Genomic DNA, 25,089 nt, shown 5'->3' on the forward strand with positions numbered 1-25,089 from the left:
CTGAGGACTTTGCAAAGTCCGCTACCTGCAGCGTAGTTAGTTGCCGGTCAAGCCGTCCAGGGGTGCACGTGCGGCGAATGACCAGAAGGTTGGCCCAGCTGACGGTGAAGCACGGCGCGGCCAATCCCAAGCCCGGCGGATCAAGCAGCAATTGAACACGGACCACCCGCTGCCCTTCGCCAGTCAGCGGCAAAGAGCGAAGTATCGGGGTGGTGGCCTAGTGCCTGAAGATCAACCGATTTCGTAAGCACAGTCCGCTGAACTACATCCGAGCATCGCGTCAGTAGTTCGAGAAACCTCTGTTCGTTGCTGTGCGAATTGAACACCCAGAGTGCCAGAAGGTTCGCCCTCAACCCGTAGTGCGTTTTGTGGAGTCCACGGTCGATGGCCTCCGCGTATTGCGTGATGGACCGACTATAAGATTTGCGGGCGAAGGCCGACGTTATCGGCTCCGTTCCCCGGTCGGCTTCAAGTGCGAAGGCGCGGTAGGTGCCGCCGTAGTTGAGGGCAAAGAGCTGATCCGGAATGAGCTTGCTCTGCCCCACCGGTATCGCCAGCGGGGTGTTCTTGATTGCCAGAATTTCGTGAGCTGGAATGTACCGAATACCTTGCCGCGCGGAAGCCATGTCGATGGTGCTGGTGGCGCAGGCGACGTTGTAGCCGTGCCACCAATGGCCGGTAGGGCGCATTGTCGGCTCAGCGATACCTAGGTCGGCCAGGTGAACTTCAGCTTTCCGGGTGAGGTCGTAGATGTAGGGGTTGAACTCCGCCCGCTCCGTCGCCCGTTGCTGAGGTGGCAGCCGGAGAAATCCCGCGGCACGCAGCTTTTGTAACTGGCGCAAACTGGTGTCTTTGCAGCGATGCGTGTCCCGTGTCAGCTCGTGCAACGAGACCGACGATTGCGGCCCGTGCCGTTCGATGTGTTTAAACCAGCGCAGCTCCCGTACTGTCGGGCGGACATTGGCTTGTGCCGGAATATGATGGAAGGTTGCCCGGCCCAGGGCGTCTGATGTTTTGGGGTCTTGAGGGGAGTTTTCCATGACGCCAGCGTACCGAGGCCTATAACTCTGGCGAAGGATTTGTGGGGTCATCGTCGTCGTTTTTGTCCGAAGGAATTTCCTCGTCATAATTTGATGTTCCGTCCTGATCGGAAGTGTTCTGCCATGGTTCCGCGTAGGCGGAGCGGCTGTGTTGCCGGATGGCATCAAGCTCTTCATTTGTGGCCTTCGGCCTCTTCTCCAGCACAAAAAACGGGAAGCTGATCGGGACGGCGCGGTCGGTCAACCCCCGGATATAGGTCGCGAAGGTACCCTTGGGCTGGCGCTGGATAATGCCAGGGTCAGACGACATCTGCCCGGCAAGAGATCGGGCGTCGCGCGCCGATACGCCACCGGCCAGCTTGATGGAGGTGTTGGCCTCAAATGCTTCCTGCAGCCCGCCCGAGAGCTGGCCAAGGTACTGGTTTGCCATCACCATCCCTACCTTATACTTGCGGGCTTGGCTTAGGATCACGCCGATATTCTGGTCAAAGTAGTCCTGCGCCTCATCGATGTACACCATGGCTGGCAGGCGGTCTTGCTCTGGCAGCGTGGCGCGTTCCTGGGCGGCCTGGGCAATGAGCGCGATGAAAAACCGCCCGAAGATCTCGGTGCCTTGTTCCTTAAGAAGTGACTTGGATGTGTTGATCAGGATCAGTTTGCCTGCATTCAATTCATCGAACATGTCGAATTTGGAAATTGGGTGCGAAAACATCCGCTCGAAGGTTTGGTTCTCCAGAACGCCATAGAGGCGCCGCAGGACCTGCGTCTTGGTTTTTCTAAATTCGCCTTCGTCGAATTCGGTTTCGAAAAAGCGCCGGGGAGTGCCATCGAGCTGTTGAATGTACTCCCGGTATTTTTCCGTGCCGCCAGGTTCCATTAGGTCGCGGAGCGTATGAATGGTTGCGTCCGGGATGTGGAACATTAGCCGGGTCACATAACGGAAGACGACGCTCTGCTTGGCGGTCATGCCCGCTGAAAGCAGCGATCCGAGCACAAAGTCGTAGAGTTCGATGATGGAATTGGTTAGGCGCTCCCGTTCCAGCGGATCATATTGCTCCAACCGGTTTTGGCCGACGGAAAACAGATTGAGGCTGACTGGATAGCCAATGTCTTCGGCATCGATCAGAACGATATTTTTCGGCCGGAGAAACCCGGCCCGCAGGATCGTATTGATAAGGTCGCCTTGGCTGTCGATCACAACGACTGATTTGTCCCCGCGCTGCACATCCTCCAAATCACGGGCAATGAAGTATTGCAGGGTCTGGGTTTTCCCGTGACCAGACCCGGCCACGATATGAGTGTGTTCAAAGCGGCGTTCTTCGGGGATGGAAAATGGCGTGCGCAGACTGAACAAATTTTTGAGCCGTGTCCCGGCCAAATATGTTTCCACCACATCTTCACCTTTGTATTCGCGGGGGAAGACGGGATTGCTGCGGTGGGATGCCTGAAAGTTTGTGTCGAGCCGATCACGAAGTGCACGGAAATGATTGTATCCGGTGTCATGGAATATTGGGGTAATCACGTTTTGCACCGCGTCGCCCAATGGGTGCAGGAATTGCGTAACTTCGATCAGCACGTCACCTTCTGTGGGAGGAACCGCCTTGGCGATGGGCGCCAGGCATTGCGAAATTGCATCGAGCGCGGACATCACCATTACCCGGTCGCTGCGGGCCTGTCCGGCGTGAGCCAGCCAGTCTCGGTAGCGGGCGCCTTCGATGGAGTTGCAGAGCGCAGGTAGCGGCGGGATCTCCGGCGTCAGCCCTTCGTCCGCAACGATTGCGCGGCCGATCTCCAGGAGCTGGATCTTGAGCGGTTCTGGCGTATCTGGCGGCCAGTGCCGGGCTATGGCAGTGTCAATCTCTTCGCCTGAGAGTTGTACGGTGCCGGAACGGGCGTGACGGTATAGCGCTTCAGTCTCGGCACGGGCCAGGCGCTCTAGGCGCCGGGGGCTTTCCCGGTAAAGGCGATAGAAGACATATGACGGAATGCCAACGAGCGCGATGGGCGTGAGCACAAAGGCAAACAGAATGAAGAAGCCTACAATGAAGATCGAGGCATAGAAACCAATAAACTCTTCTACCACCGAGCGCGCCATCAGAACTCGACCACCGTTCGGCCAGCGGTTTCGGCATTGTCATCAAGCCAGAGCTTCATTTGGTGACAAACCGCCAGAAGGCGTTCTTCGTAAATCTTGGCTTGTGATGGCGTGGCGCATTGGAAACGGTCGGTGCGGCCATCCATCAGATGCTCAACGCGCAGTTCAAATTTCTCATCCCGGTCATCGACCTTGGCTGTTGCCGGACGGCGATCAAGGAGTTTGGTTGTGAGCAATCCCCTTTGACGGATGATCTGTTTTTCCTCGTGGGTGAAGGCGAGGGAGAGATGAACTTCGTAGAATGTCTTCTTGAAGAGGAGACCCTTCCTGACCGTGTGATGGGAGATTGAAACCCGCATCGGTCAGTGCCGATAACGTTGGCAAAGAAGGGATTGGGAGGGTGGGGTCAGGAGCCGTACAGGCGGATGAAGTCGCGCTGCAAAACTCCTGGAAACGGTTCTGCTATGTTCAGTTATGTACCACGCTCGATCCCCATACTGGATACCCATAGGGGTTGGGGGCTCTGTATGGGGGTATTTCAGCGGTTGAACCATCAGGTGACCCCGGAGAACCGGTCGATGTAGTTGTGTGCCTTTTCAAGGCTGTCGAAGGGAATGCCGCTGTATTTGTATGCCCCCTTGGAGAGGCGAATGGTTTTGCCTTTGTATGTGTACAGCTCTTCCTCTTCTGGTGAATTCTGGGGCGGCGCGAGGCTTGCCGGTTGTGTGTTGTTGCTGTTTCCGGCGATCTTGTTGGAATGCTCCGCGTTGGCGGCACTTGAGGCATAGGCCGATGGTTTCTGTTCCGGTTCTTTTTCACCTGCCAGCGCGGCGAAGGACTGGTCGAGCCCGCTGGATTTCTCGAGGGCCTGTTTCGAAACCTCGAGCTGATCACGGGCGACCTGCAGCATTTGCTGTCCGTATTCGGCGGAATCGACGGTAGCACGCCCGTTTTGTACCGATGCCAAGCCGAGAAGGCCGAGAAAGCTCACGAAGAGCCCGGGCAGGGTTCCCATGAACGACGTTAGTCCTCGGGCGCCCATCCCATAGCCTTTGGGGGCACCAAGGGTGTCCGCGCCAACCAGCGCGATCAGGCCTCCGGCAATGATCACGCACCAGGAAAAGAAAGCGAGAAGGCTAAACAGCGATCTGGCGGCTTGGTATGACCTCATGACAACATCCTCCCTGATCAACAGATTGCAACCAAAGGTTGCGTCATGTCAATCAGGGGGGGGATGCTACTGGTGTTTGATCTGCTAACGGCGCCCTAACCTTGCAGCCTGAGTATTCGCTGCAGTAAGGGCTGGAGGATGATAGTTAGATTTCAAGATCCTCAGGTTTGGCACCGGCCTCCAGAGCAGCCTTGAACCAGTCTGGTTTGCGGCCCCGGCCGGTCCAGGTCAACTCTGGATTTTCCGGATGACGGTACTTGGGCGGCACAGATTTCTTGGCTTTCTTAGTTTTCACGCCTTCGACCAAGTCATCGAGCGCGAAACCCATTTCCGCAGCCTTTTCTTGTACTGCCGCCAGAGCCTCTTTTCGTTTCCGCTCTTCAAAAGTCTTGATGGCCTTCTCGACATCTTTTTGCAGTGTCTTGAGTTCGTCAAGAGTGAAAGAGCTAAGGTCGATTTCGGTCATTAGAATCACCTGCCTTATTTTCGCTTGGAGATGGCGTTGAGTGGCGTTTTGTTTTGTGGTTGTCAACTGGGAATTTCTAAGCGCGTTCTTTGATTGAATAACAGATTTCACCTGAAAGTCGTGTAACTGTATCGAAAAAATAGAAATTGTTGAGGTGAATGCACTTAGTCTCCGGGACACTAATTGCCTTGCGGCCATCCCTGATACGGGGTTCGTGTGGCCCGAAAAACAAGGGTGTAAAAATCAATCTTTCCTGGCTGGCTGATTGATCGCTGACCGGGTCTATGACGCCGGCTGGTTTTGCGAAGCGGTAAAGGACAAGAGGTAGAGCGCGTGTACACCCGGCCAGAGATCGTGAGAAAAGCTCTCCCGCTGCGGCAGGCGCAGATACTACCGGCGCAATCGCATTGAGGTTATGTTCGGCCGCTTCAAGGACTAGCGGTGTGCCGCCGACCGTTATGACAGTCGCTCAAAGGTACTCTTGTTAGCCATTGTATTCGCCGCAGCTGTCATATTCTGGTTCTGAATTCAATGAGCCTGGAGCTTGAGGGATGGTCTGAGTTTTTGAACCATTTTCAACCTCATTCACGGCCGCGGAAATTCTTTGAAAGTATATATGTGTTTGCTTAGGCTCGATGCCAGCCAGATCACAAACTGCTCTGAAGTCACGACTTGGGAATCCCCCAATCCAAGCTATTGCGTCCTCTCTCCTGCTGCGGTTATGCACGCTTGTGGTTTGTAGATCTGCCAAGACTGCTAGAAGTACATGCTGCCAAAGTTTTTGCTCAGGTGTATTTCTCACGCTCTTATGCCTTTTAGGAGTGTTTGTACGGGTCGTGCCGGTCATAAACATTTTTTAATTTATGGACCGGTGCATGCGGTGTGCCTTAGTTTGGTGTTAGATTTAGCAGAGTGCAGTCATTGCAGGAAATGCGTTTGTATAAACAGTGGCGAAAGGGGGCGCAGTTTTCATTTAGCGATGGATATTGCCTCACCAGCGCGGATCGTGTGGTTTTATCCAGAAATGGCATTTGACTGGCTGAAGGCCAATTGCTCTCAATGGGTAATCCCGAAGCATTGAGAATCTCATGGTTATCAAAACAGAAGTTATAGAATGGGCCCAAATTCTTGCCGTGCTCGAGCCATATCCCAACGCTGGTTCCTAGAAGCTTGTATGCAGGAACAAGGCCTGCCGCCCCAGGCAGATCCTTTGCGAAGAGATAAGCCGGTAAGAGCACATTCTGGGCAGGCGCCAAAATCAATAAACTTGTCGGCATCATTGGTCTGATGCTGCGCTTTGAGATTGAGACGGCCACGTCGTCAGAGGGGTTCTTGCTTGCTCCGGGGGTGGTTTTCCAGATTACCCGCACAGATTGTAAACCGCTGTCGTGCGTGACGATCAGATCTCCGACGCGTATGGATTCGGCACGCCGTAGCCCGCAAGGGGTGCGAATAAGCGTGGAACCGCTTATGCCTGTTAGCGCAGTAGGCCGTAGATTCTCGTGAGCCTCCAAATCTAACATCTTGCACCTTTCTGAAAACCCTTCCCTCCGTCGTCACGCCCGCTATAGCGCCGCCGCCTTCGCATTATGGCCTTTTAAGCGAAAGCATTGAAATACGGCAAAAGTTTGGCAGCCCGCGAAGCTTCTCGGTCTAGGTCGGTGTATGAGCTTGTCTCCACCTGAAGTAGTTAGGTTGCATTCACCGTTCCAGCACAGATGCCCGGTGGCGGCCCTAATGACCGGCAAATCAAAGTGCGGTGCGCGTTCAATTGACGCATGATATTTGACGGGGGCTGGAAGCCCGGAACGTCTTTCAGTCAGATGCAGGACAGCAACACGTCGATATATTTTTGTAATCATCCTATGCAAAAGTAATAATCTCCAAAAAGTGTACAAATGTCTGTCTATCTTTGCTATGGTGCCGCGGTCTTGAGGTTTGCGCAAACGCTGGGAGGCTCGGTTTCGCGGTTCGGGCTGTTTATGCTGAATGTTTGATTGCAGCAGCACGGTCCGCCAGAGATTTGTTTGAAGGGTGAGGCAACATGAACATGAAGGCGCAGGAGATCCGCTGCGATCATTATGCCAGCTACCATTTTGTGAACCGGAAATTCCGGGAAGGTGCTGCTGACACGGAGATTCTTGCAGAACGCTTCGGCTATGTGGTGGAGCTTATTAGTGACTGGAGGAAACTTCATAAGGATTCGGCCAGGGAGTTAAAAGTTTCTAACTTCGTTCATCCGAACGTTCGTGATGTGTGTGCGGCGATAGAAAAAATGCAGCAGGCAGCTATCGAATTTGTGGAGATACGCAGAAGCGTACCTCCCGAGCTCAGACCTGATATCGAAGTATAGGCACAATCAGCCTGGCGGTGTTTTTCTGGAAGGTGGTGCTGGATGCTAGGATAGAGTATATACGCTCTCTGGCACTATTTCGCAGAATTTCACTGAGGCGGTCACTTTGCCATGCTCTTTTGGCGCCAACGCCGTCGAAGTCTGTATAGGAAAACCGCAGCCCCAGGCTGCGGCTATGACCATCTGGATTGCACTACCAGCTACTCTCCCAGCCCCTGCAGAGCAAGCGCGAGTGCTTCAAAGTAGATTACCCCCCGCGGTTCATCTTCCCAGCATTTCGGTTTCCGGGGGCATTTGCCCTGAAGTGCCGGATAACGCTTGGCAAGGGCTGTAGCTTCTTCGTAGAGATTATTGAACCGCTGAGCGCGGGTAACCAGAATGCCATGCACGTCGGCGTCCTCGATTGCTCGTGCGATGGCGGCGAGGACTGCTATTGTGTCCGCACCCTTGCGTCCTGGCACATCGGGGTTCTGGCTGATCACGATCTCTGGTTTGTATCGGTTGAACCAAGTACGCAGAGCTTCAATCGCTGACTCCGGTGACTGTCCAGCCTTCTCGGAAACTTGCCAGTCATAGAGCTTTATCCCTTGCAGGTAGAGCATGCAGACCCGCCTCCGGCGCACTGCCAAGGCCAGAACTGAGCGGCCCTCACGTGTCATACTCCGCGCTGGATTCTGTGGCTAACCGCCGCGCTAGGGCGTCGAGAGTGTGTTTCCGGTTGAAAGTGGCGGCATGAGGCGCCTCGGGTTCGGGCAAATTGGTCAATTTTTCAAAAAGCTCTCTCCGGCAATGCGCCATTAGGTCACCAAATAAAGACTCGAAGCTACGCCCGAAGATCAGCGACAGCGTGCAGATTTCTGTCAAAGTTGGCAGCCGGCTGCCTGCCTCCAGCTGTTTGATGGCGCTGCGTGAACCGCCGAGAAGGTGGCCGCAGTCTTCCTGGGTTAACCCCGCCTTGCGCCGGGCACTGCGTAAGTCGATGGCAAAATTATGATTCATATGAAATGTACTTATGTGCTTTTAACGGCTTCCAGCATATAAGATTTGCGGCAAATGCCATACGGACCCGATTGGTCAAATTCCTGAAAACGGGTTTTGCCGGTGGTCGTCGCGGAGCTGGCGGGTCGTTGGAGAGCGAAACAGATAACTGTTTCGCCTGGCTCCGCACCGCCATCGCAGGCAAAACCCGTTTTCAGACTTTCCATAGAGGAAATTTTATCTCCAAGGAAGGCCCGCGCAAGAGGCCGCGCAGGCCACCTCATACTATCCGCCCGTTACTCCCCGCGCTTCGCCGACCGTGCCGCAATCAGCTTAGCCAACATCATCTGCTTTGCCCAACCCGGCCGTAAGGCAGATGTCATTTGGGTAAAGCTACATCGTGAAACTTCCAAACCAGTCCATCGCGACCCTTGTAGTAACAGTTTTCAGCGACGTATCCGTCGAACCCGGTGTATTGAGCATACGCATTCGCAATTGGGCTGCCATCTTTCTCCATCCAGGCCCTGTACTTTACTTTCCATTGGCAGTCATGACGATTGATGCTCTCACTCCATATTACGCTGATGACGTCATACACGCCGACGAAGAGGGTTGTGAAATTACCGTTGGTTTTTAGCACCAGCCAATCCGAATCCGTTGCCGCTAAATAAGTTTCTCGTGCTCCACCTAGTGGCGGAACCTTATGCTCCTGGAGCGTTATGCAAAAAGCAGCACCTGGCTCGCATTCTTTTGATGAATTTTGTGCCGGGTTTTCGGTTTTCTGGGGGATCTCTTGTATCAGTACTCCTTCGGATACGAGGTGTTGAACAAATCTGTAGTGGTGCTTCCAAGCGCGCCGGTCGTCATTATTGTTATATGTGGTCCTTAGGTGCATTCTCGCGTATTCGCCAACCAGGCCTTCGGTCAGAGATCTGGCTTTCATTTCATCCGCTGAGACCGGGAATGCTAACGCGATGGTAAAAGCTAAAGGCATCAGAATTCTCATTTTTAATCCTTTGTCGGAAAGTTGCCGTGGTAATTTTACTGTGATTACCTGCTCGGAAATTCTGCCCGCTACTCCCTGCGCTTTTCAGACGGAGCCACAATCAGCCCAACAATCGGGGCGATCAGCGCAATAATGCTGCCAATGCGCAAGATGGGCGGGGCTCCGGTCGCCTCGCCAAACCCGGCCTTGTGTGCGGCGGCCTCTACCCACAGAGAAGGGGTGAGAACCAGGAACACAATCGCCGAAATAGCCACGACAGCAATCGGCAAGCCTTTGGCACCACCAAGGGCAGCCAGAGTGGCCAGCGCCAAGGCAGCCCAGCCAACATAGAGACCGACGCCGGGTGTAATTGCTCCTAATACAGCGAGAACGATAGCGGCGATGCTCAGTCCATTTTCATTATTCAAAACTTTATCCTCTCGACCTGATCCAATTCAACAGCGAAACCAACCACTACAACCGGCAGCCTCTGCGGGCGGCGGCCTCTTTGACCGAAGCGCGGCGTACGGCCCAGTTTCCATAGGGATTGATCCGGGCGAGCTTGTTGCTCTCCAGCCGGGCGTGTTCGGCCCGCAACTGGGAACAATTCATGCGCTGGACTTTCAGGTTGTGATCTACGGTCTTGTCGAGAGTGTTATTGACGAGGGCTGGACCGGCGACCATGCCCGCCACCGGCAGCGCTGCGGCCAGGCAGCCTGATAGTGTGGCCGTGATCCCGATGAGGATCAAAAAACGGCCCGCCCGGCCTGTCACATTGGGAAAATTCATTCTGCACCTCCATCGCAAAATCAGGGTTCTCGCGCTGTTTGCAGCCCTTGTGGTTGGCGATTTCGGGAAGGCTGATTTGCACCAAAATTGGTAATTTTGTACACTGTGGGAAGAGGGGCATATTTTCCGTTGTTTGCCCCTCTTCTTGCAGCTATGCTCCCAGGCATTCGCCGCTAAGTCCGCGTTTTTTGGTGATATTTCGGAACGCGCATCAAAATTACCAATACTGATGCGTGTCAGCTGACGCAGATGATCTCCAAAACAACGTGACTTTTCCTCACTATGGAACACGTACACGACCCGCCCGCTGAAATGCGGCTGTATGACCGCGCTCATCAGCGCCTCTATATCAACGCCGATGAGCGAAGACGGTTTTTGCGGGCAACGCTCAAGAGACCGCTCAAGGTTCGCTGCTTTTGCCTGATACTTCTCTATACCGGCTGCCGGATCTCGGAGGCGCTGGTGTTGACCGCTGAGGACATTCAGCCCGCCACCCGGGTAATTACCTTCCGTACGCTTAAGCGGCGTAATCCGCACAAATACCGTGAAGTACCAGTGCCGCCATCGTTGGTCGAGCTCTTCGCGCGAGGCTTCGATCTGGAGCAATCAGTTGCCAAGTGCCCGCTCTGGCAGAATGACGGCCAACCGCTTAACCGCAGCACTGCGTACCGGTGGGTTAAATCTGTAATGGCCGAGGCGAAGATTTCCGGCGCCCAAGCCTGCCCGAAGGGGCTGCGCCACGGCTATGGTATTCACGCCATTCGTTCCGGCGTGCAGCTGAATATGCTGCAAAAATGGATGGGTCATGCGTCGATGAGTACCACTGCGATCTATGCCAATGCCATCGGTGCTGAAGAGCTGGCCATCGCAGACCGGATGTGGGCCGACTAGAAAACCGCTCCCCTTACGGGAAGCGGTTAGGATCAAAGCAGCGGCAGCTGCGGATCATCGGGGTTTTCTATCCCATAGAACTCGCGTGCCATCTTCAGCGTGGCGGCACCAGAGAACAGAGGTTTCTCCACTTGATGATTGACGAAATGCCAGCCGCCCCAGATTTTTAGTCCGGCGGCTTGGTGAACGACATCCATCAGGCCAGGACCACAGGAACCGCCCCAGATGCCGAGCGTGTCTTCCAGCGCCTTGGTAAGTTCGCTGTCGGTCATGCCCCGGGCGATAGCCTTGGCATAACGCCTCGGAAAACTCTGCATAGCTTGTCGAAATACCTGTTCTCGATCTGCCGGGGTGAGGGGGCGCTTAGTTCGTCCCATCAATATTCACTAGCCAGCATGATGGTGAGCACCCGGTGAGTGACTTCTGGGTTGGCCGCGTCCGGGGAATGCATCTTGAGCGCACGGTCAAAATAATCGATTTTCCAGAAGAGCTTGTCGCCTTCATGGGTGAAGGTGCCGAAGTCATGCTCACCATGCGGGTCATTGTCTTCTGAAAAATCTTCGTATGTGGCCACTTGAGCGCTGATGCCGGGCAGAGCGTCGTCGCCTAGTGCCTGCACGCCTAGGGTCGCCACCACCGATCCGTGGGCGATCTCACCTCGGCGCATTGCATCATTAAGACGCCGGATGCGCTGGCGGCGAAACTCTTCATCGAGCTGCCACTGCAGACAATCCTCAGCTGCGCAAGCCTGGCAGACATTCTGGCCAGCCAGCTTGTCCAGCGCCCATTCTCCAGTGGCGAAGTTCCAGGCTGCCCAGGCCGCGAGCACGATCTTGCGGGAACCGCAGGCGCGGCATACCGGATAGGCGCCCACCATATCGGCAACAGTTGTTTCATGTGTTTTCATCTCCGTCTCCTTTCTCGGGGTGGCCGCCCGACCTGTTCGGACGCACCCCTCAAAAGGCGACGCAGAAGACCAAAAAAGAACTGGTCTGCTCTCAGCCTAGCAAAGAGCCAGCCGCCAGCTACCGGCCGCTTTGGTGACTGGGTGACCGTGCCGCCCCCTAGGCGGCATCATCAGAGCGGTGAAAACTGTATTGATGACACCACCGATCACCGTACTTGGCACCGCCTATGGCCGCTATGGCGGCAAGCCCTTAGGTATGCATCTGAGAGACCGGCTGCAGCATCTCTATGTGATCGGCCAGACAGGTACTGGAAAATCGACCTTGCTCTTTAACATGGCGAGCCAGGACACGGCGGCGGGCACTGGGTTTTGCCTGATTGATCCGCATGGCGATTTGGCCAGGGACCTGGCCGCTGTTCTCGATAGTACGGCCTTGGTCTGGAACGCTGCCGATCCTGATTGCCCGTTGGGATATAACCCGCTCACTCGTACCTCGCCGGGATTGCGCCCGTTGGTGGCCTCAGGGCTCATTGAAGCCCTCAAGAAGCAATGGGCGGAAGCCTGGGGCGTGCGCATGGAGCATCTGCTCCGCCATGCTCTCTTGGCGCTTCTTGATCAACCCGCAACCGATATGCGCGACATCATGCGGCTCTTTCTGGACCGCAGTTTCCGCCGCGAAGTAATTCTCCGCATTACCGATCCGCAGGTACGCCAATTCTGGGAAGAAGAATTTCCAGCCCTCAACTACAAAACCGCTTTTGACGGTGTGGCGCCGATTGCCAACAAACTCGGAACCCTTCTTTCGCACCCGGTAGTGCGCCGCGCCCTTTGCGAACCCGCCGAGCCGCTGCGTTTCCGGCAGACTATGGATGAGGGCCGGGTGCTGGTGGTGAACCTGGCAAAGGGACAGCTTGGCGCTGACATTGCCAATGTGCTGGGCGGCTTGATTGTCTCCGGGATCACCCATGCCGCATTCACACGTCAAACTGATGCCATCCGCCGTCCCTTCATGCTGTATGTTGATGAATTCCATAGCTTTACCACAGCTGCGCTTGCCGACACGCTGGCGGAAACCCGCAAATACGGGCTGGGGCTGACGCTCAGCCAACAGCATTGCCAGCAGGCCGCACCGGAAGTCTTCGCCTCGATCATGGGGAATGTGGGCAGTCTTATGGCGTTCAGGGTAGGGGCATTGGATGCGCCCCTTATCGCTCGGGAACTGGGCGGTATCCCGCCTGACACCCTTCAAACCCAGCCGAACTACCAGGCTGTATGTCGCCTGATGATCGATGGTGAGCGCTCCAAACCGTTTTCTGCCACCACTATGCCGCCCGCGTCGGAGCTTTCATGACCGGGCTGGCCGCTACCGTTGGCGGGCGGGCAGGTGCAGAATAACTGGATGAAAAATGATCCCCAATTGGAAGCCTATCTCGCACTATGCCAACGAATCTTTACGCGAATGGAGCGTGAAGGTTCCTGGCCGTGGAAAAAGAAAGACATCAAGGACAAAACATTAACAGACTAACGTGAAAGTATATGAAAACCTGTTTTGGATATGTGCGTGTATCTACCACCAAGCAAGGTGAAGGTGTTTCACTACAAGCGCAAAAGGAGGCAATTACTATCTACGCTGAACGCAATAATATACAAATTACCATGTGGTTTGAAGAGAAGGAAACCGCCGCTAAGTCAGGGCGCCCAGTCTTCAACCAGATGCTCAAAAAACTGCGCCGGGGCGCTGCCCAAGGGTTAGTGATTCACAAAATCGACCGTTCGGCGCGAAACCTAAAAGATTGGGCGATTATTAGCGATCTATCCGACGCAGGGATCGACGTCTTTTTTGCTGCCGAAAGTCTAGATTTTCGCTCGCGTGGTGGTCGGCTTGCTGCCGACGTACAGGCAGTAGTCGCCGCCGACTTTATCCGCAATCTCAGGGAGGAGTCGATTAAAGGCATGCGCGGGCGTCTGAAACAAGGACTGTATCCTTGGGGCGCCCCGCTTGGCTACATCGACACTGGACGTGGCAACCCCAAAGCACTTGATCCAGAACGAGCCCACTTTGTTCGGGAAACCTTTGAACTCTATGCGACTGGTGGTCATTCATTCCGCTCCTTATTGGCAGAAATGACCAGGCGCGGATTAACAAACCGCAAAGGTCGACCTCTTACTCTACACGGCCTAGAAGCAATGCTTGGCAACCCGTTTTACCGTAAGCGGCGTCTCCACCTCACCCAGGATCAGCTTGACGGCTGGAAGTTCCAGGGGAGGAGTTCATCGAGCTGGTTAGCGGGGTGTCCTGAAGCGATGGCTTCGAGGGTGGCCTTGAGGTAGGCGAAGGGCTCGACGCCGTTGATCTTTGCCGTGGCGATGAGCGAAGCGATACGGCCCCAAGCGCGGCCGCCTTCGTCATGGCCAGCGAAGAGCGCGTTCTTTCTCGTCAATGCGATAGGGCGGATCACTCTCCGAGACGTGACTTTGAGGAGATCCGGCGGCGCTGGCTTTGCAGCCATTCTCCAAACTCGGTGACCAGCGGCGCGGTGCGGGTCTGCCGGGCCGACAGCCGCTGGCCGGGGCCCATGCCGCGGATCTCAGCCTCGATGCGGTAGAGTTCCGCAATCCGGCGCAGTCCCTCGGCGGCGACCTCCGAGCCATCGCGGTCGAAGACCTCCTTCAGCTTCCTGCGGGCGTGGGCCCAACAATGCGCCACGCGGATTGGGTCGCCGCCCTTGCGGGAGGGACGCGTCAGCCGATTGTAACCCTGGTAGCCGTCGAGCTGCAGGATGCCATCGAAGCCCTGCAATATCTGTTCCGCGTTTTGCCCGGCGCGGCCGGGAGCATAGGTGAAGACCACACCGGGCGGGTCATCGCCGCCCCGTCCACGGTCGTCCCGGGCCAGCGCCCAAAGGTATCCGGTCTTTGTCCGGCCCTGGCCCGGGTCCAGAACCGGCGCCGTGGTTTCATCCATGAACAGCTTGCCTGAGCCCTTCAGGTGCTTGGCCAGCCTGTCGACCACCGGGCCGAGGTGGAAGGCCGCGGTGCCAACCCAATCGGCGAGCGTGCTGCGGTGCAGGTCGATCCCGGAGCGGGCCAGGATCTGGCTCTGGCGGTATAACGGCAGGTGATCCGAGAACTTGCTGACCAGCACATGCGCGATGGCGCCCTCGGTCGGCAGACCACCCTCGATCAGATGGGCCGGCGCCGGAGCCTGGCTGACCCCTTCCGCGCAGGTGCGGCAGGCATACTTGGGCCGGACGGTGGCGATGACGCGCAGCTGCGCCGGGATGATATCCAGTCGTTCAGTGCGGTCCTCGCCGATCTGGTGCATTGTCCCGCACCCGCATGGGCAGTCCAAGCTGTCCGGCTCGATCACCTTTTCGATCCGTGGAAGATCCTTGGGCAGATTGCCACGGTTGCGCCGGGCSGCCCGGCGCTGGGACGCTCGCGGCGGAGCCTGTTCGTCCTGCTGGGTCTCAACCTCGGCGACTGCGGTTTCCAAATCCTCGAAGGCCAGCTGCCGCTCGTCCTCGCTCAGCCTCTCCGACCGCTTGCCATGCACAGCCTGGTTCAGCTCGGCAACGAGGTGCTCCAGGCGTTTGTTGGCCTCCCTGAGTGCATCCCGCTCGCGCAGCACCGCCAGAACAGCGTCACGCTGATCTTCAGGAATGGCAGAGAGGTCGATGGGCGGGGCGCTGGACATGGCCGGACCATACCCTGATCGGCACCTCGATGGGCAGGCATTCTGCCCGACCGAGTCACTCTGCCACAGCCGGCCGGCGCGCCTCCAGGGACCGCACCCGCCGCCAGTCCAGCCCGGCAAAAAGCGCCTCGAACTGGGCCCGGTTCAACGTCATCGCCCCATCCCGGATGGCGGGCCAGGTGAATGTGCTTTCCTCGAGCCGCTTGTAAGCCATCACAAGTCCGCTGCCGTCCCAGAACAGGATCTTCATCCTGTCCGCCCGCTTGGCCCGGAATACGAAGACCGTGCCCGTGAACGGATCTTCCGCCAGCGCTGACTGCACGAGCGCCGCCAAACCGTCATGACCTTTGCGGAAATCCACCGGCTTCGTCGCCACCAGAATCCGCACGCCTTGCGAGGGCATCAGCATGGCGTGGCCCCAAGCGCATGCACAATCTCGGCGATCCGGATTGCGGGCGTGCCCGGCGCCAGCTCGATCCTGACTTCGCCCGAGACGATCCGGACCACCTCTTCTGATGCGGCAATGTCCGGTTCCGGCTGCTCCTCCGGTACATCGCAGACCACCAGCGGGGCGAAGACCGGTTCGTCCAGCTCCGCCGCTGGCAACACCAGCTTCCCTTGCTTCGCCAACCGGCGCCAGGCCGACAGCTGGTTCGGCAAAACCCCATACCGCGCTGCCACACCATTCACCGTGGCGCCCGGCTCAAGCGTATCCGCCACAGCACGGGCCTTGGCTTCATCCGGCCACCGCCGGTGACCAGACGCGTAGATCTCGACGCCCAACGATTTGAGAAACGAATTTGTAGCGCACATTGCGAAACGCACTCCCCTCTGTGAGATGTGCAAGATCTCGCAGCACGGGATAGGCGCTACAACGTGGGGCCGGGACACCGGTTACACGGCATAATCATCTGTTTCAGGGACTGTTCCGTTGTGGTCTATGTTCAGGCGCAATGAGCCCCGAACGGCAAAAAAGCCGCGTTTATTATCGATGCCAGCGGCCTCACTGCCCCACTACTACAATCCGGGAAGACCGGCTTGATCAAGCCGTTGTTTCGGAACTGAAGACTTTAAAGGTCTTGAACCCAACTGCTTGCGAGAAAATTGAAAGCGGCGACCTTTGGCGGCGAAACCAAGGCCGCGGGCAAAACGTCACGGATCTCAAATTGCGTATAGGTCACAAACAAGCCAGCTTAAAACGGTTAACGGATCTCGTGGTCGAAGGTGTGATTGATAATTCTGACTATCAGAAACGCAAGGAATCGCTACTAGCTGCCATAGCGGCACTGGAAGAAGAGTTGCAAGAAGTGAAGAAACAGGTGGCCGATGAAGCAGACCTTGAAGAATTTACCGAACTCGTAAAAAACCTTGCAGGGCTTTACGATTCCTCGAATCGTGGAGAAAAGCGGCAAATACTGGAAACTGTCTTCTCGAACCGTTGTGTTTCTCAAAAAAACGTTGAACTAGAGCCTTGTATTTGGTTGCAAGGAGGACAGAATAACGCTTCTGTCCCCAGTGGTGACCTACACCACCACAAAGATCGAACTTCTGGCGACTGTCCCCTGTGGGGTGTCGATGCACGGAGATTGCTCGAACGCCTGTTACGGCTCTTTGATGGCTCTGTTTACACTAATTAAAGCTGACCACAGGTAACGGAGACTTTTTCTCTAAAGTAGAATAAGAAGAGTAAGTGATTCATGCACCTGCAGTCATCGGAGCGACCGGTGAGTCCAAAATAAATCTATGACCATTATTGTCATCTCCAAAAATCAGAGCACGTGACCCTTCAGAGCGAAGATCTTCTTTTGACTTTCCCTGAAAATACTTCGGTGAAGCACTCTGTGATTCTGGTATTGTTGGCATTTTAATCACATGATTTACGACCGCCAGAGTTCCACCATCAGCGAGCTCGGTGTCCCATAGAAGGGTGCCGTTTGATACGGCAAGACTTTGCCCCGCCTTGAGAATCAAGATCATTGTCTCGTTTGCGTGCAAAGTTGGTGCATTTTCAATTTTCACCATGTTTCTTCCGTTGGTGTCCATCCGTGTAGTCACGGCTGACCAAGGGGTTAAGATTTTGTAGGCCAGTACAATTCCAGGCTTCACTTCTGAGGGCCGATTCCACTCTTCTACACGAGGATTTGTCTTTGGTTGGGACGGGTCATGATTTAGCCTTGTTAGGGATTCCCTAGACATTGTTGTGTGCCATTCGCCTGACGGATGAAAACTTGTATGGAGTGCGCCGCGTAGTTCACGACAAGTCAGATACACCTCGGGACCATAATCGGAAACTTGCGTCCAAAGCTTCCAGGTTGCCGCACGTTTCCCGGCGCCATCCGCAACAGTAAATCTGACTTCTTGCCTTGCCATAGACACATGGTAGCCTATCGACCTGATTTAGCAAGTCAGCCCAATTTGACTGGTAATGTGAGCTGCAAGTCGCAAAGATCAAACTTCTGATCCGCCCGAAGCGGCAGGGCTTTTGTGTGGGAAGCGTCCAGCAATCAAGATAAAACTGACTAGCGCCTAATTTTTAAAACCTCCTTTTCAGGCTGGAGCTTTCTGTCTTTGAATTTTAGTCACAAAGACATCTCTAAAGCCAAAGGCCCGGAGTTGCCTTTTCTCATTCTTGAGATTGACTTTGCTGAAGAATGGTAGATTTAGATCATTCTCGCTCTCACTGATAATTCCAAACACTATACTGTAGTCGGTCGCTACTGGAGATACGTTTTCATCAAAAGGATGGGTCCCCTCCTCGGCCTTAACCTTTTCCCTAAATCCTCTGTCATTGAGAAACAATTCACCAGAAACCCTACCTTGTGCAAACAAGTGACTTAGAGCACTGGATCCATAGTAGTTTTTCACATGAATAAACGCGTTACTGTCGGCGTCAAAGACATCACAAAACTCTACCGCGCTTGAACCGCCGCCGTAGCGAATATTGCGTCTATCCATCATAATAGCGTTCGGCAAACTTTCTGCCAAACGTTCATTGTAAACGTTTTCATGTTCGCCATGGATTGCTTCGAGTAATGTTGTGTCCTCTGAGGCCGCCATAATTTCATCGTAGCTTTGATTAACTAAAGCAACGAAATCTCGAGCAATCTCATACCATTTACCATTGGTTAAAATCACTGTCCTGTCTGCCTCTGTGATTTCACAGTACAGACACTGGAACACAGACCAGCTATTAAACTCTTCATCAGAAGTTGCTTTGATGGCAGCTACACGTTTGCGTTTGAGTACATCTATCGTGATGTTCTCCAACTGTTCTTGAGTAAGGGAATTTTTGAATTCAGGCAAGGAAATATCATCCAACAAATCTCCAGACTTCTTTCCAAACGAGAATCCGGAGACGTTCTCCCATTCAATGATCTCAGGTATAGCCATCCAAACCTGAACACCTTCGACGGTGTCATCTTTCAGTTTTGCAATAAGTCGATCGTTAAGATTGGCAGAGGACTTAATTTCTCTAACCTGATCAATAAACTCAAAATCGTCTTTGTAGTCGTCTTTCTCATAGAACTCCTTGCAAGATCTGAGGAAATCATGAATATCCTCAACATCGAGCTTCATTGATATTGAGAAGGCAACCTTTCCGGTGACAAGGTTCTTTCCAAAAATGTCTTGAACAGCCTCCTTTGGCTGACCGGTGATTTCTTCAACAAGATCTTGCTCAATATCGATCCCAAAGTCAGATATGGCGCCAATTTTACTGAGCTGTTCGACCGTATTCTTTGGATCAGAGGCAAGCGTCCGTTTTCCTATTTTTCTAATACTCTTCCGGTTAACAACATTCAGGACGACTTTTAGGCCAAAATCATCCACACACTTTGATTTGTCGATCATTGAGTGACCATAACCGAACGGTAGCGCAAATATTCTCGTTTCGCCCTCAAACTCCTGCTCAGTGAACCAAACCCCTTTTGAGCTTCGATTTTTCAAGTCTACATCAGCGAGAGACACACCGAAAAAGCTTGAGACCCAAGTTGGTGGGTTTGAAGGGGTGGCTGCATAGTAAAACCGCCCATTTTCCAGATCAATGGACTGAAAATCTTTCCGTAAAACACCCTCGATTGAAGTCGAGGGTTTTAGTAGGTAAATTGACAGCTTGTTCGTTTTTTCGGCCATACATAGTTACTCCGCTCGACACACCTCTTGGAAGAGTGCTATGACTTGCGTTCTATCGTAACAATAGGGTGAAAAGGTGTCTAGTGTCACATTCCTGCCGGAAATGGTACTCTTTCTATATGACTGAAGAAGAAGCACTTAACAGCTACATACAGCTATGCCAGGATATATTTTCACGTATGGAACGAGAAAATTCGTGGCCCTGGGTAACCGATCCAGAACGTTGGAATGAAAATTCCCCAGAGCATAAGGTTGAAATAAGTTCGGATCCCCTTAGGGGTAAGGGAAAATCAGGCTAAATTTGCCATTTCTCAAAAACACAAAACCGCTCAGTTGAGCGGTTTTGTTGTCTAGATGCCAGAATGTCTATAATGTGAACCCTCGACACACAGATCGAACTTTTGGACAGCCTGAAGCGATTAAGCGTTTGTTTGAACTGTATTCTGAAAATCAGAACGAAGATTGACCGGCAGGTCGCCAAAAATCGTCACAGTCACTAGGTCTTTGTGAAATCACCGCCACCTTCATGCTGTATCTTATACTCAAAAACGAGCAGATCCTGCTCATCTCCGCGATCTTCATATTGAACATCGATCACTTTGATTGCTGCAAAAATGCCGTTCTGGTTCTGCAGAACCAAGACACCACCTTCACGAACATTTCTTGACCGCGATGTGAAGTCAAACTCTGAGGCATCCACTATTTCACTTATTTCTTCATGGCCTTTCGCGAGTGCAACCCCCGATAAACTAGATGGATCGTTGTAGACGTGAATGGATACTTGGTCCGCATGCGTCCACATGGTTTCGAACAAGAACGATCCGTGACCAATTGTGTATCGCCCATCGTTATTTGAATAGTCGAAGCGGGCTTCACCATCGAGAGAAGAATTCTCGTAGCCAACAGCTTTTCGTTCGCTTTCTAAGGGTTTGGATTTTCTGGTCTCGATATGACCCTTCAACAGCTCGACGCACTGCCCTGGGTTCATCACCACGATGCCAGGTGAAGTCTTGAGCACTTCCGCTTTCTTAAGAATGCCCTTGTCGTCGGTAACAAAGACGTCTCGTTCATTGATTTTGTGGCCGACGAGGTGGTCGATATCGTTCAGCTTGTTTCCAAAATTGGAAGCCTCAGTATTCAAACCCCCAGGAAACAGAATTTTTTGAATTTCATCCGAAATTCGTGTCGTATCATAGCCACCCCAAACATCTCCGGAATCCCATTTGGAAACGTCCCAACGCGCTACCGTGCCAACTACGGGGAACATCTTGATTCGACCAAGCAGCTCTGTACGCCTGGCATCGTTCCGGTCATTTTCCAAGTCTGCCTCAACACGAGTAGTGATTGCTATTTCGGCATCACTTGAGAGAGCCAGCTGCATCAACTCATTGAGTTCATCGACCGAAGTCGCTGAGGGCGAATTGGCATCAAAGAGGTTGATGATGCAGTTGTTGTCTAGAGTGATCTTCATAGCCATTTTCAATGCTTTAGTGTATCCGACAGAGGCGAGATTTTCCAGTTTCCCTGACGGTACTCCACTGGCACGTGAAAGGATAGTGTGGGACACGGTCGACCGGTTATCAGTTTAAATCAAACCACCATTTTTAAGCCATTTCAGAAATAGGTTCTGACACAGTCAGCCTTCGAGCATCACTAGCCCGATGCGATCGAGATGCTGAGCAGCATCGAAGAGTACGCTTGGGCCCTCGACTGCAACGTTCGAGAATTCCGCGTCGTATTGCAGAACTTAGAGGATGTCCGTGATCAGCCAAGGGGGTGCCCGAACATACAAACAATAAAACCGCTCAATTGAGCGGTTTTGTTGTCTAGATGCCTGAATGTCTATAATGTGACCAACACCACCACAAAGATCGAACTTCTGGCGACAGTCCCCTGTGGGGTGTCGAAGCGCGAAGATTGCTCGAACGCCTGTTGCGGCTCTTTGATGGCTCTGTTTACACGGATTTGGACGGGAAAGCTTGAAGCAACGGCCCATTCCTCGAACACCTACTGAGATGCTCATACGGCGACTCGATGAACGCAACGAATTCCTGAAGGCGGAAAAGAGCCCGATTTACTGCGGGAATTGATGGACATGCTCGATCGGTACATTTCAGGACTAGGGTCTGGACTTCGGTAACGAGGCCGTCCCTGTATCGACCCAGCGGAATCTGCTCAGGTTAAGCCGCTAATCTGAATGCCTCGGCAGGCGTGCGCATGGCAAGGGCCTGATGAGGGCGGCGGTTGTTGTAGAAGTTAATCCAGTCACCGATGACGCGGGTCGCGTGCTGGATGCTCTCGAAACGGTGCCGGTGAACGCACTGCGCCTTGAGTGTTCGGATCACGCGCTCGACCATACCGTTCTGCTGCGGACAGTGCGGGGTGATGAACTCCTGCTTCAGGCCATAACTGCGGACTAGGGCCGTGAAGTGGCGGCTGGTGAAAACGAGGCCGTTGTCCGATCTCAGCAGGAATTGGTTGTCCACGCGGCCGAGGGTGCCGAACCTGCTGATCAAAGCATGCTCAAGGGCAGCGCTGGCGGTGGTGGCCTTGCCTGAGCGCGACAGGTGCCAGCCCAGAAGCTCGCGCGTGTGGCAGTCGATCACCAGGGCCAGAGAAGCCCAGCCGTCCTTGCCAGCCCAGACACGCGCCAGGTCCGTCGACCAGCGCTCGTTCGGCGTGGTGGCGACGGATGGCACGGCCTGGATGCGAGGACGCATGCCCACGGCGCGCTTGCGGACCTGCCAGCCCTTGATCTGGAAGATCCATTGCACGGTGTTCTTGTTGAAGCCCAAGAGCCACGCGACCGTGCGATAGCCGAAGGAGGGTTCCTCCTCGATCATCGCCTTGATCGGTTCGGCAAAGCGCGGGTCGACCTTGGGAGCTGCCTTGACCGGCTTGTAGTAGACCGTCCGGCGCGACACGCCGAACCAGACGCAGAGCTTGGAGAGCGACACCGCGGCGCCGTCGGCCAGAAGGCCCTCATGAAGCGTCCGGATCAATTGCCGTCCTCCCGCTCCATGAGGGCCGCCAACTTTTTTCGGGCGCGCAGTTCCAGCATGGCCTCGCCGTAAGCCTCCTGCAGATCCTTCAGCTGCTTCTCATATTGCTCGCGGATGTCGAGCGGGTTGGCGCGCAGGGAATTTTCCATGCCCCGCTTGGCATCCTCTACCTAGCCCTCGATTTCGGAGGGCGTCAGGTCAAACGACCGGCTGGCCTCCGCCACCGTCGTTTTGCCTTGGATAATCTCGATCACAAGCGCCGTTTTGCGCTTTGCCGTCCAACGCTTGATGTTGTCTTCCAATGGTCCACTCATCGCTACTTCTTCCTTCTTGTAGCATGAGCAGGTTTTCACTGGGTCGATACACGTTTTGGTAGCGGTGAATCATGCAGCGCACGGAAAATCAATGGGTCCGGAGCATAAAAGACCCAGCCACAAGAAGTGACCCGCCAAGGAATACGGATGCTATTGAATCTGCTTGAAATCGACGATTAGGTCTGGTTCAAGTACGTTAATCATCACACATGCTTTATCAAGCAACCAAGAATTAACAAAAAGTGGGTCACCTTCTGGTATCGAGCATCTTATTGACTTCGGGTTTCTCCCAAGTTTTTTCAATGCTTTCACATACAGTTCAATTATCCACGCATCATCGTCATGACCGAGCTTTACCTTTGAGGAATCTTGTAAGTAATCCATCAAAGGTGGTTGAAAACCCGGTGCATCTGACTTTTTGCTCAGATAGATTGCTCGCATTTTCTCCCAGTGACTATTATCAATGAGATCGATGCAGTTCTCTAGTTTTACAGAAACACGAAAGACCGCAGGCACCTGCTTTTTCCAAGTTGCCATAAACTTTGCCCAGTCAGCCGCATGACCTGGAGCTTCTTGAAAAAAATATCGACCGTGACCGATCCATAATCCATCACGCTCGCTGGCTTTAAATCCGACTTTATTGATATTTTTAGCCGCAGTCTGCGACGTCCCATGGTAACAAGTTACAATCAAAAATTGAGCCCCCTATTCGGGAGCTCTTTTTTTCCAGAATTCACGCTGGAATTCCACATTTTCTTCTGGGTCATCATTCCACCGTTCATCGATTTCCTTTCGAACATCGCTGGTGTCAAAGAACTGTTGGTCTGCATTTTCTAGCACAAATCGCAGTTCTTCTTCTGTCGGCGCCGGAATACGCCAAGATTCTTCATCTTTCCTCCGGGACATTTCCGGTTGCTCCTCTGGAATGAGGAGGTCAATCTGCGCCCCTTCACCAGTGGAGCGCAAGGCGCCTCCTCTGGTTGGAATAAATGTGCTAACTGGTTGAACAATATGGTGAAACCGACCAGTCCGCTCCACTGCCGCTGCCACTGTCTGTCGCTGGTCTACCAAATGTGCTTCGAATGCATGCAGGGCTTGTCGATAGGCAAAAACGTAGTCGCCGTCGGCAAACTTTAGCTCGCCGGTTTCAGATATCACAACGACTGATGTGTTTTCGCCTGTCATGATGGGTCTCTATTTTCGACTTCTTGCATCAATTCAAGCGCAGAAGTTGCACTAATGCAATAGTAAACCACGCTGGCGACGATACTCATGATAGCACGTGTTACATTTGCATCAAATCCACCAACTTTATTGTCAGCACACAAAAAACCAAAAATGCCGTCTTGGGACTCTGAGTTGGGATCGCAAATCAAGTGAACTGCTGAAGCTTTGAAATGCTTCGACCATTCGTTATTTTGATTGTAGTATCCTAATCCCTCTTCTTGGAGGAAGTTTGAAAATACATATCGTTTAAACGGAACGTCTTCCATGAGCTGCTTGAAGAACGCGTTTTTCGAGTATTCGAACGGTTCAATGATGTCATATACCTCACTCCTTATTCGAAGCGATTTCAGATCTCTAAAAAAGGTCTGAACAAGAGGCTTGGACAAATCAACATTATCCGGTGTGAATAGTTTTACCGAAACGCTACAATCACCGCCAGTCACCTTCGACAAAATTCGCTCTAGAATCTCAACCGCATCTTGAAGGAATTCTGTCGACTCGTGCTGAAAGTCCGTGTCTACTTTTCCGTTCACGGCAGAATCGATCAAGCTATCGCTTAAACCGGTCCTCAGTCGAAACAAATGGTCAAGCTCGCTTACAATGAAAAAAGTTCCGTGTCCCTCATTGAGTCGTGCCTCATATAGAGCCTTTTGCTTTACCCGAGAAGTTCTTCTCTGTAATAAAATCATATGGACGACGGCATAGAAGAGTATGACGCATACGAATACTAAGATCAAAATCACCCAAACCGAAGGGTCGTCCATGTTGTGTCCCGTGCTTTTTTTGTGTCCCGTGCTTTTCAATCCAGCCTAGCACTGTCTTTTCCGATCTTTAAGGGCGTTGTTGCAAAACTCTGACTTTGGAAGTTTCACATCGTGAATCCAGTCGGTTACACGGGGTGCTTGATCAAGCCATCACCCGCCCGCTACCGAACGTCCGACTGTTCCAGCTAAAATGCAGCACCCGCGCAAGCGGGGCGCGCTGCGAATCTGGTTGGACAAGGAGATGGCCTGGCTCGCGCCGCATGAAGGGCGCCCGCAGCC

Annotated in this window: 29 protein-coding genes and 2 pseudogenes; 6 read left to right on the plus strand and 25 right to left on the minus strand. The window is 53.6% G+C overall.

Translation table 11 applies throughout. The annotated features are described in order from the left end of the window. Positions 1 to 140 precede the first annotated feature (140 nt). The 6 genes from GKC28_RS04560 to GKC28_RS26810 all read right to left on the minus strand — a co-directional run bounded on the left by GKC28_RS04560 (position 141) and on the right by GKC28_RS26810 (position 6,295). Positions 141 to 1,040: a replication-relaxation family protein gene (locus GKC28_RS04560; protein ID WP_174145465.1), complete on the minus strand. Its 900-nt coding sequence runs from the start codon at positions 1,038 to 1,040 to the stop codon at positions 141 to 143. 19 nt (positions 1,041 to 1,059) lie between these two features. Continuing rightward, on the minus strand, positions 1,060 to 3,135 hold the full coding sequence (locus tag GKC28_RS04565) for a type IV secretory system conjugative DNA transfer family protein (RefSeq protein ID WP_174145467.1): 2,076 nt from the start codon (positions 3,133 to 3,135) through the stop codon (positions 1,060 to 1,062). Then, complete coding sequence (locus GKC28_RS04570; RefSeq protein WP_174145469.1) at positions 3,135 to 3,494, minus strand: hypothetical protein; 360 nt, start codon at positions 3,492 to 3,494, stop codon at positions 3,135 to 3,137. Before GKC28_RS04570 ends, GKC28_RS04565 begins: the two co-directional genes overlap by 1 nt. A 194-nt stretch (positions 3,495 to 3,688) precedes the next feature. Continuing rightward, positions 3,689 to 4,306, minus strand: coding sequence for a hypothetical protein (locus tag GKC28_RS04575; RefSeq protein ID WP_174145471.1), 618 nt, complete (start codon positions 4,304 to 4,306; stop codon positions 3,689 to 3,691). A gap of 145 nt (positions 4,307 to 4,451) precedes the next feature. Next, on the minus strand, positions 4,452 to 4,772 hold the full coding sequence (locus tag GKC28_RS04580; protein WP_174145473.1) for an H-NS family nucleoid-associated regulatory protein: 321 nt from the start codon (positions 4,770 to 4,772) through the stop codon (positions 4,452 to 4,454). Between the two features lie 887 nt (positions 4,773 to 5,659). Further along, the gene (locus GKC28_RS26810; RefSeq protein ID WP_174145475.1) at positions 5,660 to 6,295 is read right to left on the minus strand and encodes a Hint domain-containing protein; all 636 of its coding nucleotides are present in this window, start codon (positions 6,293 to 6,295) and stop codon (positions 5,660 to 5,662) included. Between the two features lie 521 nt (positions 6,296 to 6,816). Between GKC28_RS26810 and GKC28_RS04590 the strand changes: the two genes are divergently transcribed. Beyond that, positions 6,817 to 7,125, plus strand: coding sequence for a hypothetical protein (locus tag GKC28_RS04590; RefSeq protein ID WP_174145477.1), 309 nt, complete (start codon positions 6,817 to 6,819; stop codon positions 7,123 to 7,125). Between the two features lie 200 nt (positions 7,126 to 7,325). On the opposite strand, the gene GKC28_RS04595 is transcribed toward GKC28_RS04590, so the two are convergent. The 5 genes from GKC28_RS04595 to GKC28_RS04615 all read right to left on the minus strand — a co-directional run bounded on the left by GKC28_RS04595 (position 7,326) and on the right by GKC28_RS04615 (position 9,877). After that, on the minus strand, positions 7,326 to 7,727 hold the full coding sequence (locus GKC28_RS04595; protein WP_174145479.1) for a hypothetical protein: 402 nt from the start codon (positions 7,725 to 7,727) through the stop codon (positions 7,326 to 7,328). 46 nt (positions 7,728 to 7,773) lie between these two features. Further along, on the minus strand, positions 7,774 to 8,124 hold the full coding sequence (locus GKC28_RS04600) for a helix-turn-helix transcriptional regulator (RefSeq protein ID WP_174145481.1): 351 nt from the start codon (positions 8,122 to 8,124) through the stop codon (positions 7,774 to 7,776). Positions 8,125 to 8,482: 358 nt separating this feature from the next. Continuing rightward, positions 8,483 to 9,109, minus strand: a complete 627-nt coding sequence (locus GKC28_RS04605; RefSeq protein WP_174145483.1) for a hypothetical protein — start codon at positions 9,107 to 9,109, stop codon at positions 8,483 to 8,485. A gap of 68 nt (positions 9,110 to 9,177) precedes the next feature. Then, on the minus strand, positions 9,178 to 9,516 hold the full coding sequence (locus GKC28_RS04610; protein ID WP_174145485.1) for a hypothetical protein: 339 nt from the start codon (positions 9,514 to 9,516) through the stop codon (positions 9,178 to 9,180). 46 nt (positions 9,517 to 9,562) lie between these two features. After that, positions 9,563 to 9,877, minus strand: a complete 315-nt coding sequence (locus GKC28_RS04615; protein WP_174145487.1) for a hypothetical protein — start codon at positions 9,875 to 9,877, stop codon at positions 9,563 to 9,565. 312 nt (positions 9,878 to 10,189) lie between these two features. On the opposite strand from GKC28_RS04615, the gene GKC28_RS04620 reads away from it, so the two are divergent. Further along, entirely contained in the window at positions 10,190 to 10,768 is a 579-nt protein-coding gene (locus GKC28_RS04620; protein ID WP_254604158.1) for a site-specific integrase, read from the plus strand. A gap of 32 nt (positions 10,769 to 10,800) precedes the next feature. On the opposite strand, the gene GKC28_RS04625 is transcribed toward GKC28_RS04620, so the two are convergent. Together GKC28_RS04625 and GKC28_RS26320 are read right to left on the minus strand one after the other, a co-directional pair. After that, on the minus strand, positions 10,801 to 11,040 hold the full coding sequence (locus GKC28_RS04625) for a hypothetical protein (RefSeq protein WP_174145492.1): 240 nt from the start codon (positions 11,038 to 11,040) through the stop codon (positions 10,801 to 10,803). A 104-nt stretch (positions 11,041 to 11,144) separates the two neighbouring features. Beyond that, positions 11,145 to 11,675 carry a DUF3768 domain-containing protein gene (locus GKC28_RS26320; protein WP_254604146.1) on the minus strand — a complete coding sequence of 177 codons (531 nt, stop codon included), beginning with the start codon at positions 11,673 to 11,675 and terminating at the stop codon, positions 11,145 to 11,147. Positions 11,676 to 11,868: 193 nt separating this feature from the next. Here GKC28_RS26320 and GKC28_RS04635 point away from each other — a divergent pair, with 193 nt between their 5' ends. Both GKC28_RS04635 and GKC28_RS04640 read left to right on the plus strand, forming a co-directional pair. Beyond that, positions 11,869 to 13,026 carry a type IV secretory system conjugative DNA transfer family protein gene (locus GKC28_RS04635; RefSeq protein WP_174145494.1) on the plus strand — a complete coding sequence of 386 codons (1,158 nt, stop codon included), beginning with the start codon at positions 11,869 to 11,871 and terminating at the stop codon, positions 13,024 to 13,026. A gap of 185 nt (positions 13,027 to 13,211) precedes the next feature. Further along, entirely contained in the window at positions 13,212 to 14,006 is a 795-nt protein-coding gene (locus tag GKC28_RS04640) for a recombinase family protein (protein WP_174145496.1), read from the plus strand. Here GKC28_RS04640 and GKC28_RS04645 read toward each other — a convergent pair. The 3 genes and pseudogenes from GKC28_RS04645 to GKC28_RS04655 form a co-directional block, all read right to left on the minus strand. Next, positions 13,913 to 15,372 (minus strand): annotated as a pseudogene (locus tag GKC28_RS04645) (IS66 family transposase). The gene GKC28_RS04640 and the pseudogene GKC28_RS04645 overlap by 94 nt on opposite strands. Before the next feature lie 55 nt (positions 15,373 to 15,427). After that, positions 15,428 to 15,781 carry an IS66 family insertion sequence element accessory protein TnpB gene (tnpB, locus tag GKC28_RS04650; protein WP_174145498.1) on the minus strand — a complete coding sequence of 118 codons (354 nt, stop codon included), beginning with the start codon at positions 15,779 to 15,781 and terminating at the stop codon, positions 15,428 to 15,430. Beyond that, entirely contained in the window at positions 15,775 to 16,185 is a 411-nt protein-coding gene (locus tag GKC28_RS04655) for a transposase (protein ID WP_174145500.1), read from the minus strand. Before GKC28_RS04655 ends, tnpB begins: the two co-directional genes overlap by 7 nt. Positions 16,186 to 16,295: 110 nt before the next feature. On the opposite strand from GKC28_RS04655, the gene GKC28_RS04660 reads away from it, so the two are divergent. Beyond that, positions 16,296 to 17,009: a zinc ribbon domain-containing protein gene (locus GKC28_RS04660; RefSeq protein WP_302480785.1), complete on the plus strand. Its 714-nt coding sequence runs from the start codon at positions 16,296 to 16,298 to the stop codon at positions 17,007 to 17,009. A gap of 58 nt (positions 17,010 to 17,067) precedes the next feature. On the opposite strand, the gene GKC28_RS04665 is transcribed toward GKC28_RS04660, so the two are convergent. From GKC28_RS04665 to GKC28_RS04700, 9 genes are all read right to left on the minus strand, one after another. Then, the gene (locus GKC28_RS04665) at positions 17,068 to 17,394 is read right to left on the minus strand and encodes a hypothetical protein (RefSeq protein WP_174145503.1); all 327 of its coding nucleotides are present in this window, start codon (positions 17,392 to 17,394) and stop codon (positions 17,068 to 17,070) included. 525 nt (positions 17,395 to 17,919) lie between these two features. Next, positions 17,920 to 19,503 (minus strand): DUF6119 family protein, encoded by a 1,584-nt coding sequence (locus GKC28_RS04670; protein ID WP_174145505.1) that lies wholly within the window; start codon positions 19,501 to 19,503, stop codon positions 17,920 to 17,922. Between the two features lie 496 nt (positions 19,504 to 19,999). Next, entirely contained in the window at positions 20,000 to 20,974 is a 975-nt protein-coding gene (locus GKC28_RS04675) for a hypothetical protein (protein ID WP_174145507.1), read from the minus strand. 709 nt (positions 20,975 to 21,683) lie between these two features. Beyond that, positions 21,684 to 22,505, minus strand: a complete 822-nt coding sequence (locus GKC28_RS04680; protein ID WP_174145509.1) for an IS3 family transposase — start codon at positions 22,503 to 22,505, stop codon at positions 21,684 to 21,686. Continuing rightward, a complete protein-coding gene (locus GKC28_RS26325) occupies positions 22,502 to 22,654 on the minus strand; it encodes a hypothetical protein (RefSeq protein ID WP_254604147.1) in 153 nt (50 codons plus the stop codon). The genes GKC28_RS04680 and GKC28_RS26325 overlap by 4 nt, the downstream gene beginning before the upstream one ends. Positions 22,655 to 22,675: 21 nt before the next feature. Continuing rightward, positions 22,676 to 22,819: a DUF1153 domain-containing protein gene (locus tag GKC28_RS26330; RefSeq protein WP_254604148.1), complete on the minus strand. Its 144-nt coding sequence runs from the start codon at positions 22,817 to 22,819 to the stop codon at positions 22,676 to 22,678. Between the two features lie 150 nt (positions 22,820 to 22,969). Next, on the minus strand, positions 22,970 to 23,512 hold the full coding sequence (locus GKC28_RS04690; protein WP_174145511.1) for a hypothetical protein: 543 nt from the start codon (positions 23,510 to 23,512) through the stop codon (positions 22,970 to 22,972). 12 nt (positions 23,513 to 23,524) lie between these two features. Next, the gene (locus GKC28_RS04695; protein ID WP_174145513.1) at positions 23,525 to 24,004 is read right to left on the minus strand and encodes a hypothetical protein; all 480 of its coding nucleotides are present in this window, start codon (positions 24,002 to 24,004) and stop codon (positions 23,525 to 23,527) included. Continuing rightward, the gene (locus GKC28_RS04700; protein ID WP_174145515.1) at positions 24,001 to 24,810 is read right to left on the minus strand and encodes a hypothetical protein; all 810 of its coding nucleotides are present in this window, start codon (positions 24,808 to 24,810) and stop codon (positions 24,001 to 24,003) included. The genes GKC28_RS04695 and GKC28_RS04700 overlap by 4 nt, the downstream gene beginning before the upstream one ends. Before the next feature lie 138 nt (positions 24,811 to 24,948). Between GKC28_RS04700 and GKC28_RS04705 the strand changes: the two are divergent. After that, positions 24,949 to 25,084 (plus strand): annotated as a pseudogene (locus tag GKC28_RS04705) (IS5/IS1182 family transposase); the annotation flags it as partial. Positions 25,085 to 25,089 lie beyond the last annotated feature (5 nt).

This window comes from Leisingera sp. ANG59, from assembly GCF_013317235.1.
Lineage (GTDB): Bacteria > Pseudomonadota > Alphaproteobacteria > Rhodobacterales > Rhodobacteraceae > Leisingera.

Coding starts and splice junctions, on each gene's coding strand:
- GKC28_RS04560 (WP_174145465.1), bottom strand. CDS start 1,040: ATGGAAAACTCCCCTCAAGACCCCAAAACATCAGACGCCCTGGGCCGG.
- GKC28_RS04565 (WP_174145467.1), bottom strand. CDS start 3,135: ATGGCGCGCTCGGTGGTAGAAGAGTTTATTGGTTTCTATGCCTCGATC.
- GKC28_RS04570 (WP_174145469.1), bottom strand. CDS start 3,494: ATGCGGGTTTCAATCTCCCATCACACGGTCAGGAAGGGTCTCCTCTTC.
- GKC28_RS04575 (WP_174145471.1), bottom strand. CDS start 4,306: ATGAGGTCATACCAAGCCGCCAGATCGCTGTTTAGCCTTCTCGCTTTC.
- GKC28_RS04580 (WP_174145473.1), bottom strand. CDS start 4,772: ATGACCGAAATCGACCTTAGCTCTTTCACTCTTGACGAACTCAAGACA.
- GKC28_RS26810 (WP_174145475.1), bottom strand. CDS start 6,295: ATGTTAGATTTGGAGGCTCACGAGAATCTACGGCCTACTGCGCTAACA.
- GKC28_RS04590 (WP_174145477.1), top strand. CDS start 6,817: ATGAACATGAAGGCGCAGGAGATCCGCTGCGATCATTATGCCAGCTAC.
- GKC28_RS04595 (WP_174145479.1), bottom strand. CDS start 7,727: ATGCTCTACCTGCAAGGGATAAAGCTCTATGACTGGCAAGTTTCCGAG.
- GKC28_RS04600 (WP_174145481.1), bottom strand. CDS start 8,124: ATGAATCATAATTTTGCCATCGACTTACGCAGTGCCCGGCGCAAGGCG.
- GKC28_RS04605 (WP_174145483.1), bottom strand. CDS start 9,109: ATGAGAATTCTGATGCCTTTAGCTTTTACCATCGCGTTAGCATTCCCG.
- GKC28_RS04615 (WP_174145487.1), bottom strand. CDS start 9,877: ATGAATTTTCCCAATGTGACAGGCCGGGCGGGCCGTTTTTTGATCCTC.
- GKC28_RS04620 (WP_254604158.1), top strand. CDS start 10,190: ATGCGGCTGTATGACCGCGCTCATCAGCGCCTCTATATCAACGCCGAT.
- GKC28_RS04625 (WP_174145492.1), bottom strand. CDS start 11,040: ATGACCGACAGCGAACTTACCAAGGCGCTGGAAGACACGCTCGGCATC.
- GKC28_RS26320 (WP_254604146.1), bottom strand. CDS start 11,675: ATGAAAACACATGAAACAACTGTTGCCGATATGGTGGGCGCCTATCCG.
- GKC28_RS04635 (WP_174145494.1), top strand. CDS start 11,869: ATGACACCACCGATCACCGTACTTGGCACCGCCTATGGCCGCTATGGC.
- GKC28_RS04640 (WP_174145496.1), top strand. CDS start 13,212: ATGAAAACCTGTTTTGGATATGTGCGTGTATCTACCACCAAGCAAGGT.
- tnpB (WP_174145498.1), bottom strand. CDS start 15,781: ATGCTGATGCCCTCGCAAGGCGTGCGGATTCTGGTGGCGACGAAGCCG.
- GKC28_RS04655 (WP_174145500.1), bottom strand. CDS start 16,185: ATGTGCGCTACAAATTCGTTTCTCAAATCGTTGGGCGTCGAGATCTAC.
- GKC28_RS04665 (WP_174145503.1), bottom strand. CDS start 17,394: ATGGTGAAAATTGAAAATGCACCAACTTTGCACGCAAACGAGACAATG.
- GKC28_RS04670 (WP_174145505.1), bottom strand. CDS start 19,503: ATGGCCGAAAAAACGAACAAGCTGTCAATTTACCTACTAAAACCCTCG.
- GKC28_RS04675 (WP_174145507.1), bottom strand. CDS start 20,974: ATGAAGATCACTCTAGACAACAACTGCATCATCAACCTCTTTGATGCC.
- GKC28_RS26325 (WP_254604147.1), bottom strand. CDS start 22,654: ATGGAAAATTCCCTGCGCGCCAACCCGCTCGACATCCGCGAGCAATAT.
- GKC28_RS26330 (WP_254604148.1), bottom strand. CDS start 22,819: ATGAGTGGACCATTGGAAGACAACATCAAGCGTTGGACGGCAAAGCGC.
- GKC28_RS04695 (WP_174145513.1), bottom strand. CDS start 24,004: ATGACAGGCGAAAACACATCAGTCGTTGTGATATCTGAAACCGGCGAG.
- GKC28_RS04700 (WP_174145515.1), bottom strand. CDS start 24,810: ATGGACGACCCTTCGGTTTGGGTGATTTTGATCTTAGTATTCGTATGC.